The 16,362-nt window shown below is 53.1% G+C and carries 14 protein-coding genes; 3 read left to right on the forward strand and 11 right to left on the reverse strand.

Annotated features, from left to right (window positions below; translation table 11 throughout):
- Positions 1–8 precede the first annotated feature (8 nt).
- The 11 genes from lpxD to rpsB all read right to left on the reverse strand — a co-directional run bounded on the left by lpxD (position 9) and on the right by rpsB (position 11,490).
- Positions 9–1,034 carry a UDP-3-O-(3-hydroxymyristoyl)glucosamine N-acyltransferase gene (lpxD, locus tag CPA50_RS13665; RefSeq protein WP_096783096.1) on the reverse strand — a complete coding sequence of 342 codons (1,026 nt, stop codon included), beginning with the start codon at positions 1,032–1,034 and terminating at the stop codon, positions 9–11.
- A gap of 48 nt (positions 1,035–1,082) precedes the next feature.
- Positions 1,083–1,577, reverse strand: coding sequence for an OmpH family outer membrane protein (locus tag CPA50_RS13670; protein WP_096783097.1), 495 nt, complete (start codon positions 1,575–1,577; stop codon positions 1,083–1,085).
- A gap of 47 nt (positions 1,578–1,624) precedes the next feature.
- The gene (bamA, locus tag CPA50_RS13675) at positions 1,625–3,943 is read right to left on the reverse strand and encodes an outer membrane protein assembly factor BamA (protein WP_096783098.1); all 2,319 of its coding nucleotides are present in this window, start codon (positions 3,941–3,943) and stop codon (positions 1,625–1,627) included.
- Positions 3,944–3,987: 44 nt separating this feature from the next.
- Entirely contained in the window at positions 3,988–5,337 is a 1,350-nt protein-coding gene (gene rseP, locus CPA50_RS13680) for an RIP metalloprotease RseP (protein WP_096783099.1), read from the reverse strand.
- A gap of 47 nt (positions 5,338–5,384) precedes the next feature.
- Entirely contained in the window at positions 5,385–6,569 is a 1,185-nt protein-coding gene (gene ispC, locus CPA50_RS13685; RefSeq protein WP_096783100.1) for a 1-deoxy-D-xylulose-5-phosphate reductoisomerase, read from the reverse strand.
- A 2-nt stretch (positions 6,570–6,571) separates the two neighbouring features.
- Positions 6,572–7,414, reverse strand: a complete 843-nt coding sequence (locus CPA50_RS13690) for a phosphatidate cytidylyltransferase (RefSeq protein ID WP_096783101.1) — start codon at positions 7,412–7,414, stop codon at positions 6,572–6,574.
- Between the two features lie 30 nt (positions 7,415–7,444).
- Positions 7,445–8,206: a polyprenyl diphosphate synthase gene (uppS, locus tag CPA50_RS13695; protein ID WP_096783102.1), complete on the reverse strand. Its 762-nt coding sequence runs from the start codon at positions 8,204–8,206 to the stop codon at positions 7,445–7,447.
- Positions 8,207–8,276: 70 nt separating this feature from the next.
- A complete protein-coding gene (frr, locus tag CPA50_RS13700; RefSeq protein ID WP_096783103.1) occupies positions 8,277–8,834 on the reverse strand; it encodes a ribosome recycling factor in 558 nt (185 codons plus the stop codon).
- 42 nt (positions 8,835–8,876) lie between these two features.
- Positions 8,877–9,605, reverse strand: coding sequence for a UMP kinase (gene pyrH / locus CPA50_RS13705; protein ID WP_096783104.1), 729 nt, complete (start codon positions 9,603–9,605; stop codon positions 8,877–8,879).
- Between the two features lie 171 nt (positions 9,606–9,776).
- Complete coding sequence (gene tsf / locus CPA50_RS13710; protein ID WP_096783105.1) at positions 9,777–10,646, reverse strand: translation elongation factor Ts; 870 nt, start codon at positions 10,644–10,646, stop codon at positions 9,777–9,779.
- Between the two features lie 91 nt (positions 10,647–10,737).
- The gene (gene rpsB / locus CPA50_RS13715; protein ID WP_096783106.1) at positions 10,738–11,490 is read right to left on the reverse strand and encodes a 30S ribosomal protein S2; all 753 of its coding nucleotides are present in this window, start codon (positions 11,488–11,490) and stop codon (positions 10,738–10,740) included.
- 261 nt (positions 11,491–11,751) lie between these two features.
- Between rpsB and map the strand changes: the two genes are divergently transcribed.
- Genes map through dapC form a run of 3 tightly spaced genes read left to right on the forward strand, consistent with a single transcriptional unit; the run spans position 11,752 to position 16,361 of the window.
- Positions 11,752–12,522: a type I methionyl aminopeptidase gene (map, locus tag CPA50_RS13720; RefSeq protein WP_096783107.1), complete on the forward strand. Its 771-nt coding sequence runs from the start codon at positions 11,752–11,754 to the stop codon at positions 12,520–12,522.
- A complete protein-coding gene (locus tag CPA50_RS13725; RefSeq protein ID WP_096783108.1) occupies positions 12,523–15,168 on the forward strand; it encodes a [protein-PII] uridylyltransferase in 2,646 nt (881 codons plus the stop codon).
- Complete coding sequence (gene dapC, locus CPA50_RS13730; protein ID WP_096783109.1) at positions 15,165–16,361, forward strand: succinyldiaminopimelate transaminase; 1,197 nt, start codon at positions 15,165–15,167, stop codon at positions 16,359–16,361. Before CPA50_RS13725 ends, dapC begins: the two co-directional genes overlap by 4 nt.
- Position 16,362: the final 1 nt, after the last annotated feature.

The following is a 16,362-nucleotide window of genomic DNA, read 5'->3' on the forward strand; positions in this document are numbered from 1 at the left end:
GATCGGCCTCAGCCCTTTGATTTCTTTTCAAGCTCTTTAACGCGACGTGCCAGGGTATCCAACTGACGGAAACGTACGGCATTCTTGCGCCATTGCTTGTTCGTATCTGCGCTGGTACCTGAAGAGTAGACGCCTGGCTGCCGAATGTCCCCGGTTACCAGGGTCATACCGGTCAGATGCACCTGATCAGCAATTTCCAGATGTCCAGCTACTCCAGAGGCTCCGCCAAATACACAGTGGCTGCCAATCTTTGTACTGCCCGCAATACCGACCATAGCGGCCATCGCACTATGATCTCCAATGCGGACATTGTGAGCGATCTGTATAAGGTTATCGAGTTTTACCCCGTTACCGATCACCGTGTCATCCAGTGCCCCACGGTCAATCGTTGTATTCGCTCCCACCTCAACATCATCGCCGAGAATAACGCGACCGAGCTGGGCAATTCTGTGCCATTGGCCCTTTTCATTTGCAAAACCAAACCCGTCAGAGCCAATCACGGCTCCGCTGAGGATATGGCAGCGCTGTCCTATGACTACATCATGGGCCAGGGTCACTCTCGGGCGGATTATGGAACCTGAGCCAATGCTGCTCCGGGCTCCGATTACACTACCGGCTCCGATTACAACCTGCTCTGCAACAACAACATCCGCTTCGATAACGGCATTGGGGCCAATGCTGGCACTGGCTGCTATTGTTGCGCTGGCATCAACCACGGCCGCAGGATGAATTCCGGGCGGCGCGACTGGCGCCGGATCAAACCAGTGGCTGAGGCGAGCGTATCCCAGATATGGATTATCAAGTAACAGGACATTGGCAGGACCATCTCCCGCCGCAGCGGGAGACAGAATAACCGCCGCCGCACGGGTATCAGTCAAATACTTTGCATAAGAGGGATTTGCAAGAAAACTAAGCTGATCCGGGCCCGCGGCCTGGAGAGTTGCAAGGCCAGAAACCCGGACTTCAGGATCTCCGCGAAGCTCGGCCCCCAGCGCTTGTGCAATCTCCCCAAGCCGGTAAGACTTTTCTGTCATCACTCGCTCCAAAACACACCCGTAGGCCCGGAGGCTCTGCGGCAAGGATTAACGGTTCAGCTTATCCAGAAGCTGTGAAGTCAGATTCATCTCTGGCTTTACATATACAACAGCTTCGCTTGGCAAAATCAGGTCAAGGTCATTTTCTTCAAGAAGTTCTTTCACCGCTGCGTCCACTTCTGGCCGGGCTTCTTCCAAAAATGCCTGTTTGCGCTGATTAACGGTAGTGTCCAGACGTTGCTTGAGCGCATTGAACTCGTTGACCTGAGCCCGGAATTCGCCGGTAAGCTTGTTGCGCTCGCTCTCGTTCATCATGGCGCCGTCTTTTTCCAGACGTTCCTGAAGTTTACGGGCGGCCGTCTGAGCTTCACGGATTTTCGCTTCATCCGCGGCGAAGTCTTTCTGCATGGTTTCGCTGAATGCCTTGGCATCGTTAGACGAAAACAAAGCCTGGCGCAGATCGACAACACCAATCCGGTTTTCCGCCATAGCAGGTAATGCCAGCACCATCGCTGCAACAAACATCAATACCGTTCTGAACATAATGGGTCTCCTGAGTTGCACTCGTTATTGTGTCAAATACTTCTGATTCAGAATGTCTGGCCAAGGGAAAACTGGAATATCTGAGTATCGTCGCCAGACTTCTCATTCAACGGCTTGGCGAGACTAAATGCCAGAGGGCCTACTGCGGTAATCCACTGGAACCCGATACCAGCTGAAAAACGCACTTCCCCGAATTCAGGATCGAAACCCCGGTCCGTATCAAAAACCTGGCCAGCATCCACAAAGAACGCTGTACGCATAGACCGGGTATCACCGGCAAACGGAGTCGGGAAAATCAGCTCCAGAGAACCTTCCGTCAGGAGATTACCACCGAAAGGATCCGGGTCTGAAGTATCAGTGGCTGCATTCGTGGCACTCAGGCCCAGCGAATTGGCCTGATAACCGCGCACGGAACCATAACCACCGGCATAGAAATGCTCATAGAATGGCATGAGCGAACGGTCGCCATAACCATCGCCGTAACCAATGTCTGTTCTTGCCCGGAACACCCAACGGTCGTCATTGGTGACCGGGAAGTAGAAATCGGTTTTGTGACTGACCTTGTAGAAGGTTAGATCACTACCCGGAACAGCGACATCCAGCGATAACGAGTGACTGTACCCTTTCGTTGGCAACACGCCCCTGTTGAGAGTGCTGCGACTCCAGCTGCCAAACAGGAAGTAGTTATTAAAAGAGTCACCTTCCTCAGCTATAAAGTCGGTGACTTCCTCAGAAGTATATATGCCGCCTTTGACCTTGGATAAGGTGTACCCAACCCCGAAGTTCAGTCGCGTAATGTTGTCTGTCGGGTAGCCGAACGTAAGACGCCCGCCGTATTCATCCAGAAGGTAAGAGGTAATATCTTCTTCTTCGTAGTCGGTTTCGCGGGCAAAAACGCTGAACCCGCGACTGACACCATCTACGGTGTAGTAAGGATCCGAATATGAGATGTTTGCGCTCTTGACCGAATCGGAGGTGTTCACACCGAAGGATACGCGCTTGCCAGTCCCGAAGAAGTTGTTTTCAGAAACGTTGGCGCCAAGAATTACACCGGAATCCTGAGAGAAGCCCACAGAAGCTGAAAGACTGCCTGTTGGCTGCTCTTCTACCGAGTAATTAACGTCAACCAGATCGTCGGAGCCCGGAACCGGGACGGTATCCACATTGACGGTCTGGAAAAAGCCTAACCGCTCCAGACGGGTTTTGGAAAACTCGATACGGTCCGAGGACGCAATACCACCCTCCATCTGGGTCATTTCCTGGCGCAGAACGTCATCGCGGGTGGACACGTTACCGTCGAAATTAATCCTGCGGACATAGGCGCGTTTACCGGGCTCAACATAAAAGGTAACGGACGCAGTGTTATCTTCAGCTGGCTCAGGCACAGCATTCACGTTAGCGAAAGCGTAACCTTCTTTACCTAACCGGAACGCCAGTGTTTCCGAAATTGCCGTCATGCGGGCACGGGAGAACACATCCCCCTCACCCACAGGAATCAGATCCCGCAACTCTGCTTCATCAATAATGAGGTCGCCGCGAAGCCGGATCTCGGAGATCGTATACTGCGGCCCTTCATTCAGTGCTATCGCAATGAAGACCTGCCGCTTGTCCGGTGAAATGGATACCTGGCTGGACTCTACGTTAAAGTCCAGATAACCACGGTCGAGATAGAATGAGCGCAGCGTTTCAAGATCACCACTCAGGCGTTCCCGCGCATATTTGTCCGAGTTAGTAAGGGAGTTCCACCAGCTGCTGGTTTGCAGCTCGAAAAGATCACGCAATTGCTCGTCGCTGAACTCACTGTTACCCACCAGATTGATGTGCCGGATTGCGGCAACCGTACCTTCGTTAATATCCAGGCGAATGGCAACCCTGTTGCGCGGCAGCACTTCAGCGGTAGCTTTAACGCGCGCGTTGTAACGTCCCTGGCCTATGTAGGAGCGAAGAATTTCAAGCTCAAGCCGCTCAAGCGTAGCTCGCCGAAATACCTGGCCTTCCTGAAGACCGGCACCCGCAAGCGCACCCATGAGCATGTCAGTTTCGATATTCTTGTTGCCTTCAATTTCGATCGAAGTGATCGAAGGGCGCTCACGCACGGTGAGGATAAGAATACCTCCATCGCGACTGGCTTCTATATCTGTGAACAATCCGGTCCGGAAGAGAGATTTGATGGTATCCGCCAGCTCGGCTTCATCCATCTGCTCGCCGATATTGACAGGCAATGCGGAAAACACCGTGCCCGCAGAAACACGCTGCAAGCCTTCCACCTCAATATCTGCAACCGTAAATTCATCTGCAAATGCTGGCTTCATGCCGGTTGCGGCAACTGCAAGGCCAACGGCTAAACCTAGAAGAGAGCGTCTCATTCAATTATTTCGCCTGGTTAATGCGCGTAAGGAGCTCGCAATTCTCACAACCGCATCAGGTCGTTGTAAAGAGCAAACACCATTAATGTGAGAATCATTGCCATACCAATTCGTAACCCTAGCGCCTGGACAGCGTCCGAAACCGGTTTTTTGCGGATCGCCTCAATCGTGTAATACACAATATGACCGCCATCCAGAACCGGCACCGGCAACAGGTTCAGAATACCCAGACTCACACTGAGGTAAGCCAGAAAACGCACAAAATCTTCAAACCCGGAGCTGACACTGGCCTCAGCCACAAGGGCAATCGTAATCGGACCACTAAGATTACTGGGAGACAGCAGCCCTGTAAGCATTTTTTTGATGGCAACAAGGGTAAGGCGAGTATCCGCCCAGGTTTCATCAAGTGCCATGGGAATGGCTTCCAGAGGGCCATAGCGGACTTCCCGCAGAACGTCATCTGGCCAGGTTACCGCTTCAACACCCGCACCAACAAACCCGATCACCTCGCCATTATCCTGTGTTTTCGCGGCCGGAGTAACCTTTATAGTTTGCCCGGAGCCTGCACGCTCAACGTCAAGATACAGCGTCTGTTCAGGTGCATTACGAATAAAGTCCACCAGCTCAAACCAGTTACTAACAGACTGGTCATTGACGGCCAGAATGCGATCACCTGCCTGCAGCCCTGCGGCCTGGGCTCGCCCCCCCTCTGAAATCTGGCCAAGTACTGCAGGTACATCCGGTCGCCATGGCGTAATACCGAACTCCCCAAGCGGATCAGGGGTTTCATCACTCAGATTCCAGCCCCCGAGCTCGCCGCTCAGGGTCCCCTGTGCTTCCCCATCAGATACGTTCAGGGTTATCAGGCCCTGCTCACCCGCTCGCTCAAGAATACGCATGTTTACGTCGCGCCAGGAGTTCACCCTGTGCCCGTCAACGGCATTAATTTCCATCCCCGGCTGCAAGCCAACCTGCATAGCAACGCTTTTACTGGCGACTTCGCCGACGATCGGTGCAACGTGGGTTACACCCACAACACTCAGAAGCCAGTAGGCAAAAATAGCAAAAATGAAATTAGCAACCGGACCAGCCGCTGCGATCGCAATCCGTTGAGAAGGGGGCTTGGAGGTAAAAGCCTGGCTTTTGAGCTCATCAGGAACAGGTCCTTCACGCTCGTCGAGCATTTTGACATAACCACCCAGAGGGATTGCAGCTATGGCAAACTCGGTACCATGGCGGTCATACCACGAAAACAGTGGTTTCCCAAAACCCACGGAAAAACGAAGCACTTTGACACCACACCGACGCGCCACCCAGAAATGGCCATACTCATGCAGGGTTACGAGTATGCCCAGAGTAAGCACGAGAGCAAGGATGGTTTGAATAATCTGCATAGCTTTCCTGGTATTAGCGCCAGCCTGGCGGAGACCTTTGTCTTAAATCAGACAGTTAACAAGGCAATCTGTTCCCGCGCCCGCTGCCGGGCTTCGGAGTTTTTCGCGAAGATAATATCAAAGCTGTCTGCAGGAACCACGGGCGTTGCCGCAAGAGTTTTCTCTATAACAACCGGAATATCGGTAAAAGCCAGATTTCCTTTAAGGAACTCGGCTACCGCAATCTCGTTGGCTGCGTTCAGTACCGCAGGTGCTGTTCCGCCTGTTTCAAAGGCCTCAGCTGCCAGCCGCAGACAGGGAAAGCGTAACAGGTCTGGCCGTTCAAAACGAAACCGCCCTATGGAGAACAGGTCCAAAGGCGCAACTCCGGCATCGATTCGTTCCGGCCATGCCAGCCCATTGGCAATCGGCGTACGCATATCCGGGCTGCCCAGCTGAGCCAGTACAGAACCGTCCGCATACTCTACCATGGAGTGAATAATACTTTCCGGATGTACGTGAACCTCAACCCGCTCTGGCGTAATGTTAAATAACCAGCAGGCTTCAATCAGCTCAAGCCCCTTGTTCATCAGGGTTGCTGAATCAACAGAGATCTTCTGCCCCATGGACCAGTTCGGATGAGCACAGGCCTCAGCCGGAGTAACCGAACACAGGGATTCTGCACTGTGCTCCCTGAAAGGCCCACCGGAAGCGGTCAGCAGAATCCGGGTAACTCCGGCCCCATCGGGGTCGCGGACTTTATCTGCAGGCAAACACTGGAAGATTGCATTGTGCTCGGAGTCTATCGGCAGTAATTCAGCACCGGAAGCAGATACAGCATCCATGAAAAGCTTGCCGGACATAACCAGCGCTTCTTTGTTTGCGAGCAGTACACGCTTTCCTGCATGCACGGCAGAAAGGGTAGGCGCCAACCCTGCCGCCCCCACTATAGCCGCGAGAATGGTACATGCTTCCGGAGCCGCAGCTACCTCACACAACCCGGGCTCTCCGCTTAAAACCGAAATATCCGGAAGGTCAGAAAGCAGTTCAGCCAGTTTCCGGGCCGCCAGCTCATCCGCCATTACAGCAACTTTCGGGCGAAACTCACGGCAAAGCGCAGCAAGCTCTTCAGCCCGGGTTGCGGCCGTCAACGCATACACAGAAAATCGACCGGGATGGCGACGAATAACATCCAGAGTAGATAAACCGACGGACCCCGTGGCACCAAGTAACGTAATAGAGCGAGCGGCCATACTCAAAAGTACCCAACCGTTGTCAACCAACCAAGTTGGGTGATAATAAGTGCAAACACCGGAATTGCAGCGGTAAGGCTGTCAATGCGGTCCATAATCCCGCCGTGCCCTGGCAGCAGCCGGCTGCTGTCCTTGATACCCCTGAAGCGTTTGAGCATGCTTTCGAGCAGATCACCAAGCACCGAAACCATTCCGGTCACCAGGCTTGCGGCAACCAGCATCAAGGTTTCAGTAATGCTCGCTGAAGCAAGATTGCTGACAATCAAAGCAAACACACCAACTGCCACCAGACCACCCCAGACACCAGCCCAGGACTTACCAGGGCTGACCCTGGGTGCAAGCTTGGCTTTGCCAAAGGCCCTGCCAGCAAAATAGGCCCCAATATCCGCAACCCAGACAGCACAGAACACGTACAGAATAACCAGAAGATTGTTATCCGTATCGCCAAACTGAAAACTGCCCTCACGGAGATGCTTCAAACCAATCCATGCCGGCACGAGAACCAGCGCGCCCATAAGCGCCCTTGCAGGCACACTGCCCCAACGCTCAGAACCTGCAGGATAACTACGAACCAGCAAAAAGCAGACACCCCACCAAAGAAGAGCAAACCAGAGCACTGCAGAGGCAGGTACATTGGCCAGACCGTACAGAATGACAGCGATTACTGCAGCGTATCCAATTCTTGCCGGCTGCTTCTCAAGCCCGGACATATTGGCCCATTCCCAGGCACCCAGCGTGATAATCGCAGCTGTAAAAAGCGCAAACCCCTGGGGTGGCAGGAAAAAGATGCCACCAATAGCTATAGGAGCGAGGATAAGTGCGGTGATGATTCGGGTTTTTAGCAAAATAGAGGTCGCTTTGGTTCGTTATTGTAGTTACGACGTGGCCGTAATCTGATCATCCGTCTGGCCAAAACGGCGCTGGCGTCCGGCATAGGACTGCAACGCTTTATGCATTTCATCTTGTTTGAAATCCGGCCAGAATACAGGCGAAAAATACAGCTCTGTATAAGCCAGATGCCAAAGCATGAAATTGCTTATCCGTTGCTCGCCTGCCGTACGAATCATGAGATCTGGCAAGGGGAGATCCCCAATGCTCAGGTGCTGCTGAATGAGATCGTCGGTAATATCAGATGGCTGAAGCAACCCCTGCTTTACCTTTTCAGCAACCTGCCTGGTAGCCTGGACAATATCCCAATGGCCACCGTAGTTTGCGGCAATGACGAGCGTCATCCTGGTGTTGTTTCTGGTGAGCTGCTCGGCATTCGCCATAAGCTCTTGCAGCGTCGGAGTAAACGCAGAGCGGTCACCGATAATGCGCAGCCGTATTTCATTACGGTGCAGCTTTTTGACTTCCCGCTCCAGAGCAAAAACAAACAGCTTCATCAAAGCCGAAACTTCATCCTTGGGTCGGCGCCAGTTTTCGCTTGAAAAAGCGAACAGCGTGAGCACCTCCACCCCTTCGCGGGCACAGGTTTCAACAACAGACTTTACCGCATCCACCCCAGCCTTATGCCCTGCCACTCCTTTCAGCCGGCGCGCTTTAGCCCACCGGTTATTACCGTCCATGATAATGGCCACATGCCGGGGCCGGCTATCAGCCGACACCGGAATCTCTGCGGATACTGTTTCCGTCATGAAATCCCCTGTACGGCCTGCAGAAAACTCCTGCCAGCCGCAAGTTTCGCTTGAAAGTGAGCCAAGGCGATCAGACCGCCATCAGATCCTCTTCTTTAGCTTTGAGCATCTTCTCAACTTCGGCGATATAGCGATCTGTCAGCTTCTGGATTTCTTCTTCAGCCCGGCGCTCGTCGTCTTCGCTGATTTCTTTTTCCTTCAGCAGATCCTTCATCATGCCATTTGCATCACGGCGGGCATTGCGAATAGAGACGCGACCGTTCTCTGCATCCGCTTTCGACTGCTTGACCATGAGCTTACGGGTCTCTTCCGTCAGCATAGGCATAGGAATACGGATCAGATCACCGCTGGTTGCCGGATTAAGGCCCAGATCAGCCGTCATGATGGCCTTTTCAATAACCGGCACCAGGTTCTTCTCCCAGGGCGACACTGCTAACGTACGATTATCTTCCACGTTAATGCTGGCGACCTGTTTCAGTGGCGTTTCTTCACCGTAGTAGTTAACCATAACACCGTCCAGAATAGACGGGTGGGCACGGCCAGTACGGATCTTGTTGAACGCCGAGTGCAGAGCTTCAAGGCTCTTTTTCATCTTCGCTTCGGCTTCAGCTTTTATATCGTTAATCACGTAATCATCCTCAATTCGTTCATCAGGGCTTTGTGAGGCCCATTATTCGATCAGTGTACCTTCTTTCTCACCGGTCACGATGCGCGTCAGCGCACCCGCGCGGCTCATATCAAAAACACGCAATGGCATCCCGTGGTCCCGCGCCAGGCATATGGCTGTCAGATCCATCACGCCCAGCTTTTTATCCAGAACCTGATCATAGGTCAGTTTGTCGTACTTTTCTGCTGTCGGGTCAAGGTATGGATCTGCAGAGTAAACACCGTCCACCTTGGTTGCTTTCAATACGGCATCTGCTTCAATCTCGATACCACGCAAGCAGGCTGCGGAATCGGTTGTGAAGAAGGGGTTGCCGGTTCCCGCACAAAATATAACCACGTCACCGTCTTTGAGATCGCGGACTGCACGGCGACGATCATAATGCTCGACAATCCCGCTCATGGGGATAGCGGACATAACGCGGGTGCGGATATTCGAGCGTTCCAGAGCATCGCGCATGGCCAGACCGTTCATCACGGTTGCCAGCATACCCATGTGATCACCGGTGACCCGATCCATACCGGCAGCACTGAGTGAGGCGCCCCGGAACAGATTGCCTCCACCAATAACCAGGCCAACCTGAACACCGATGCCTATCAGTGCACCAATTTCAAGTGCCATGCGATCAAGAACTTTGGGGTCAATACCGAAATCATGCTCACCCATCAGGGCTTCGCCGCTTAGCTTGAGTAGAACACGATTGTATCTTGGCTGGCTTTTCGGTGGCGTCGGCATACTGATTCCCCTTTGCGTCTGTTGACTGCGATCACTCTGCAGGCTTGTATCTGACATCCCCCTTTAAAAAGGGGGATCTCAGATACAAGCCCGCCACGAGAGCCGGAAAAATCCAACTAACGTGGCAGACTCAAGTGGTGCTGCAACTGATCGTTACAGCACCCAGAAAAATCAGGCTTTGCCTGTACCGGCTGCAGCAGCAACCTCAGCAGCAAAGTCTACTTCTTCTCTTTCAATACCGTCACCCACTTCCAGGCGAATAAAGCCAACCAGCTCGCCGCCAGCAGACTTGATCAGTTCACCTACAGTCTGATCCGGGTTTTTGACGAAAGGCTGTTCAACAAGGCTGTGTTCCTTCAGGAACTTCTTGATACGGCCACCCATCATCTTCTCGACGATCTCGGCGGGCTTGCCTGCCATATCGGGCTGAGCCTTGATGACTTCCTTCTCTTTTTCGAGTTCGTCAGCAGGCATATCTTCCGGCCGTGCAACACGCGGATTAACTGCTGCGGCGTGCATAGCAATATCGCGTGCCAGCTCAGAATCGCCTGCAGTCAGAGCAACAACTGCGGCGATTTTATTGGTGCTGTGAACATAGCCACCAACAACCGGGCCTTTGATTTCAACGATACGACGTACAGTGATGTTCTCGCCGATCTTCTGAACCAGCGCTTCACGCTTGGCTTCCAGATCGCCTTCCATCAGCTTGGCAACGTCAGTCTCGCCTTTTTCGAAGGCAACATTCAGAACGTCGTTGGCAAAATTGATGAAGTTGTCATCACGGGCAACAAAGTCTGTCTCGGAGTTTACTTCAACAATGTAAGCTGCAGTGTTGTCATCAGAAATCTTGACCAGTGACACACCTTCAGCGGCCGTACGGCCAGCTTTTTTGGCGGCTTTCAGACCAGAAGACTTACGCAGTTCTTCAATTGCAGCATCTACACTGCCTTCAGATTCAACCAGCGCTTTTTTGCATTCCATCATGCCAAGGCCGGTGCGCTCACGCAGTTCTTTGACCATTGCAGCGGTAATTGCAGCCATGTTCAGTCCTCTTAACTTTTTCAAATTCGGTGGGAGGCGTACCCGGGAACTCTCCCGGGCACTCCTTATTTCTCAAACACTACGCGATGCATTACTCAGCAGCTGGAGCAGTTCCTGCAGCTTCTTCACTGACTTCTACGAATTCGTCAGCGCCTGCGCCACCAGCCTGTGCAGATTCAAGGCAAGTATCAGCTACAGCTTTTACATAAATCTGGATCGCACGGATAGCATCATCGTTGCCCGGAATTACAAAATCTACGCCGTCCGGGTTACTGTTGGTATCGACTACGCCGATAACAGGGATGCCGAGCTTGTTCGCTTCTTTAATAGCGATGCGCTCGTGATCAACGTCGATAACAAACAACGCGTCAGGCAAACCGCCCATATCCTTGATACCGCCAATGGAACGCTCAAGCTTATCCATTTCACGGGTACGCTCAAGAGCTTCTTTCTTGGTCAGCTTGTCGAAAGTACCGTCTTTGCTCTGGGCTTCCAGCTCACGGTAACGACGAATGGACTGACGGATAGTTTTGTAGTTGGTCAGCATGCCACCGAGCCAGCGGTGATTAACGAAAGGCTGGCCAGAACGCTCTGCTTCTTCCTTGATGACCTTGGCTGCGGCGCGCTTGGTGCCAACAAACAGGATCTTGTTCTTGCTCTCTGTCAGTTTCTGAACGAAGTCGAGTGCTTCATTCATGGCAGGAACAGTCTGTTCAAGGTTGATGATGTGAATCTTGTTACGGGCGCCGAAGATGAACTTCGACATTTTCGGGTTCCAGTAACGAGTCTGGTGACCGAAGTGAGCACCTGCTTTGAGCAGGTCACGCATATTTACCTGAGCCATGATAATAACCTTAGTTTAGCTTCGGGTTAGTCCTCCACGCGTCCGATTGCCCCAACCAGGCTCCCTGTGACTATAGAACAGGAGCAGGCACCCTGGGACAACGTGCTGACACGTGTGCGAATTTGCCGGAATCGTTTCCAGCGGGCGCGTTTATATCACAAAATATGGCCCCCATGCCATTAATTTTGCGCACCGCATTCCTTGTGCACTGGCCGCAGGGCCCTTAAAATGCTTGTCTGACACAAATCAACGGGAAGCCTAATGCAAGTATCGATCAAGACTCCGGAAGAAATTGAAAAGATGCGCGTAGCCGGTCGCCTGGCGGCTGACGTTCTAGAAATGATCGGTGAGCATGTCAAGCCCGGCGTCTCAACCGAAGAACTAAACCAGATCTGCCATAACTACATCGTTAACGAGCGTGATGCGATCCCGGCCCCTCTGAACTACAAAGGCTTTCCGAAATCCGTGTGCATTTCTGTCAACCACGTGATTTGCCATGGAATACCTTCAGAGAAGAAAATTCTGAAAGACGGGGACATCGTGAATATCGATGTGACCGTTATAAAGAATGAGTACCACGGTGACACCAGCAAAATGTGGATTGTAGGCAAGCCCAAGCCGGGGACAGAGCGCCTGATCCGGATCACTCAGGAATGCATGTATAAAGGTATTGAACTGGTAAAGCCCGGCGCGCGCCTGGGCGATATCGGCCATGTAATCCAGCAACACGCTGAAAAGCACCACTATTCCGTTGTCAGGGATTATTGCGGCCACGGCATCGGCAAGGTATTCCATGAGGAGCCTCAGGTCATGCACTACGGCAAGCCTGGAACCGGGCTGGAGCTTAAAGAAGGCATGATCTTCACCATCGAGCCAATGATCAACCAAGGCAAATACCACACCAAGTTACTACCGGACCAGTGGACCGTGGTCACCAAAGATCACAAGCTTTCCGCCCAGTGGGAGCACACCATCCTTGTGACCGCCGATGGCCACGAAGTGTTGACCAGACGATCGGAGGAATCCTTCTAAGTGGACCGTCAGGAGCTGGAGGCCAGAATCAGCAACGACACTTCCCCTGTCATGGTGGCCCGGGAGCTTCTGAAAGAACGCTATGATGCAGATGCAGAAGCCTTCCGGCAGGGCGCCGACGTAAGGGCTCTGGTTCACTCCAGAGCCGATACCGTCGACACGGTACTGAAGCTGATCTGGAACCGCTACCCTTTCTCCAGCTCACCCGATATAGCGCTGATCGCTGTTGGGGGGTACGGTCGTGGTGAACTCCACCCACATTCGGATATCGACCTGCTGATTCTGACCCGGAATGGCATTGAACCCGGCTGGGAAGAAGATGTTGGCGCCTTCATCACCCTGCTGTGGGATCTGAAGCTCGATATCGGCCACAGCGTACGCAGCATTGAAGAAAGTAAAGATGCTGCACGGGATGATATAACCACCCTGACCAACCTTCTTGAAACCCGCACAATTGCCGGCCCGGATGAACTGCGCGAAGAACTCAGCGAACAAGCCTACTCCGACAACATCATTACTGACCGCGACTACTTTATTGCCAAGCGCGAAGAGCAGTTCCAGCGTCATAAAAAATACAGCGATACAGAGTACAATCTTGAGCCTAACGTAAAAAGCTCACCCGGTGCTCTGCGGGATATACAAACCATTGGCTGGATTACCAAACGACACTTTGGCCTGCAGAGCATTGCCGATCTGACCCACTTCAGCATTCTCACTGACGAGGAGCATCAGGTACTGGTGCAGGGTGAAACCCTCCTGTGGCGATTGCGCTACGGGCTTCAGCTGATTGCAGACCGCAACGAGAACCGGCTGCTGTTCGACCATCAGCGTGCCCTGGCGCAGATGCTGGGATACAAAGATGAAGGCAAGCGGCTGGATGTCGAACTGATGATGCAGTCCTATTATCGGACCGTGCTGGCGCTGGCAGAGCTCACCGACGTCATTCTTCAGTTTTACGATGAAGCAATACTCGGCACCGGTACCGAAGATAATATTCAACCCATCAACAAACGCTTCCAGATTCGTAACAGCTATATAGAGGCAGTAAACAACCAGGTATTTGCTTACTCCCCCTATGCAATCATGGAAATCTTTGTGCTGATGGCCCAGCACCCGGAAATCAAAGGCATCAGGGCCACGACCATCCGGTCCTTGCGGGCACACAGACACCTGATTGATGATGCCTTCCGCTCCGATCTGGCAGTAACGTCCCTGTTCATGGAACTGCTTCGGACACCCCATGCGCTGGATGAAACACTCTCCGCCATGAAAAAATACAACGTGCTGGGCCGCTATCTGCCAGAGTTCGGCCAGATTATCGGCCAGATGCAGCACGACCTATTCCACATCTATACCGTTGACGCTCATACCATGCGGGTCGTCCGAAACATGGTTCGCCTGAACCGCCCGGACGCGCGCGAGAACTACCCATTGGCAGCGCGGCTGATTCACGGGCTTCCAAAGCGGGAAATTCTTTATATTGCCGGCTTGTATCACGACGTTGCCAAAGGCCGGGGGGGAGACCATTCAGAGCTTGGTGCGGAAGACGCAGCATCCTTCTGCAAACGTCACCACCTTAGTGAGCGTGATACCCAACTGGCATCCTGGCTGGTGGAAAATCATCTGCTAATGTCCATGACAGCCCAACGCAAAGACATTTCCGACCCGGATATTATCCAGTCGTTTGCCCGGGCGCTTCCCAGTCAGGCGCACCTGGATTACCTGTACATCCTCACTGTGTGTGATATCAGCGCCACCAACCCCAAACTCTGGAATACCTGGCGGGCATCTCTGTTGCGCCAGCTGTACCTGGAAGCAAAGCGTGCCCTGCGTCGCGGAGCAGAGATCCCTGTTGACCGGCAGGCATGGGTTCGGGCAACACAGTCTGAGGCCCGCGAAATCCTCCATGCCCAAAGCATTACCGACAAACAGATTGATGCCATCTGGGACACGGTTGATGAAGATTATTTTCTTCAGGATTCCACTGTTGATATAGCCTGGCAAACCGCAGCCATCATCAATCATGGAAACACCCCCGGGCCACTGGTTCTTATCCGGGACACTCTCGGAGGGCCATCTGAAGGCTTTTCACAGATCATTATCTACATGAACGACCGGGCAACTCTTTTTGCCGCAACAACAGCAGTTCTGGAACAACTCAACCTGAACATTGTTGACGCCCGCATCAGTTCAAACGATGGCCCCTACACAATCAGCTCTTATGTGGTACTGGACGAAAAAGGCCAGCCACTGGGGGTAGATCCGGCCCGCAAGGAGCGAGTTCGCGAGCGCTTGATTGAGGAACTCGATGATCCGGAAGACTACCCGGACATTATTCACCGACGTACACCTCGGCAGCTAAGACACTTCGCGTTCCCGACCGAAGTGGTTTTTTCCAACGACACCATCAACGAGCGCACGGTAATCGAAGTGGTCACACCTGATCGCCCCGGCCTTCTGGCAAGGGTTGGGCAGGTTCTTCTGGATCATCGTATACGCCTGAGCAATGCAAAAATTGCGACACTGGGCGAACGGGTCGAAGACGTATTTTTTGTTACCGACGAACACGGCAGGCCTATCAGCGATCCTTCCGTGTGCAGCGCCCTGCAGCAGGACCTATGCAAAATGCTGGACGACACCCAATGAATCCGAATCTGGACAAGCTTCACCCCTACCCTTTTGAAAAGCTGGCAAAACTCAAGGCCGGCATATCTGTGCCAGACAATCTGCGTCCAATTTCCCTGGGGATTGGCGAACCCAAGCACCCCTCTCCTGAGTTCGTGAAACAGGTGATTGCCGATAACCTCGACAGACTCGCCAACTATCCTACAACCAAAGGAATGGAAGAACTCAGGGAGACAATTGGTGAGTGGGCTACACGTCGGTTCCGGCTGCAGCCCGGGGCCCTGAGCCCGGAACACAACATCGTTCCGGTGAACGGCACCCGCGAAGCAATATTTTCGCTGGTACAGGCAGTGGTTGATGCAAACAAGCAGGCGACGGTTGTAAGCCCGAACCCCTTTTATCAGGTTTATGAAGGTGCAGCGCTTCTCGCAGGCGCTACTCCAGTCTACCTGCCCTGCGATGCCTCAAATGGCTTTATTCCGGATTTTGACGCAGTGCCAGAATCCGTATGGCAGGACTGCCAGGTACTCTTCCTGTGCTCACCCGGGAACCCCAGCGGTGCCGTCATGCCCCGGGAAGTTCTGACAAAGGTCATTGAACTGGCAGACAGGCATGACTTTATTGTTGCCTCAGATGAGTGTTATTCCGAACTCTACCCAGATGAAAACAATCCTCCCGAGGGTCTGTTGCAAACCTGTGCAGCCATAGGCCGACACGACTTCGCACGTTGTGTCGTTTTTCACAGCCTGTCAAAACGCAGTAACCTGCCGGGCCTGAGATCAGGCTTTGTCGCAGGCGATGCAGCTATACTGAAAGGCTACCTGAGCTACCGCACGTATCATGGTTGCGCCATGCCCGTTCACAACCAGCTGGCAAGCATCGCAGCCTGGCAGGACGAAGCCCATGTCCGCGAAAACCGGACTGCTTACCGTGCCAAGTTTGAAGCCGTGGTACCCATTCTCCGGGAAGTCATGGATGTGGACTTTCCTGATGCAGGCTTCTACCTCTGGCCGGCCACTCCGATGGATGATGAGACATTTGCGCGGGAACTGTCGGCACAGCAAAACGTACATGTGTTGCCAGGCCGCTATCTGTCCCGAACTGTCGATGGCCACAATCCCGGGGAAAACCGGGTACGCATGGCACTGGTTGCACCGCTGGAAGAATGCGTTGAAGCTGCAAAACGCATAGTTGAATTTGTAAAGGCAAACTGAT

Origin of the sequence: Marinobacter sp. ANT_B65 (genome assembly GCF_002407605.1) — a bacterium.
GTDB lineage: Bacteria > Pseudomonadota > Gammaproteobacteria > Pseudomonadales > Oleiphilaceae > Marinobacter.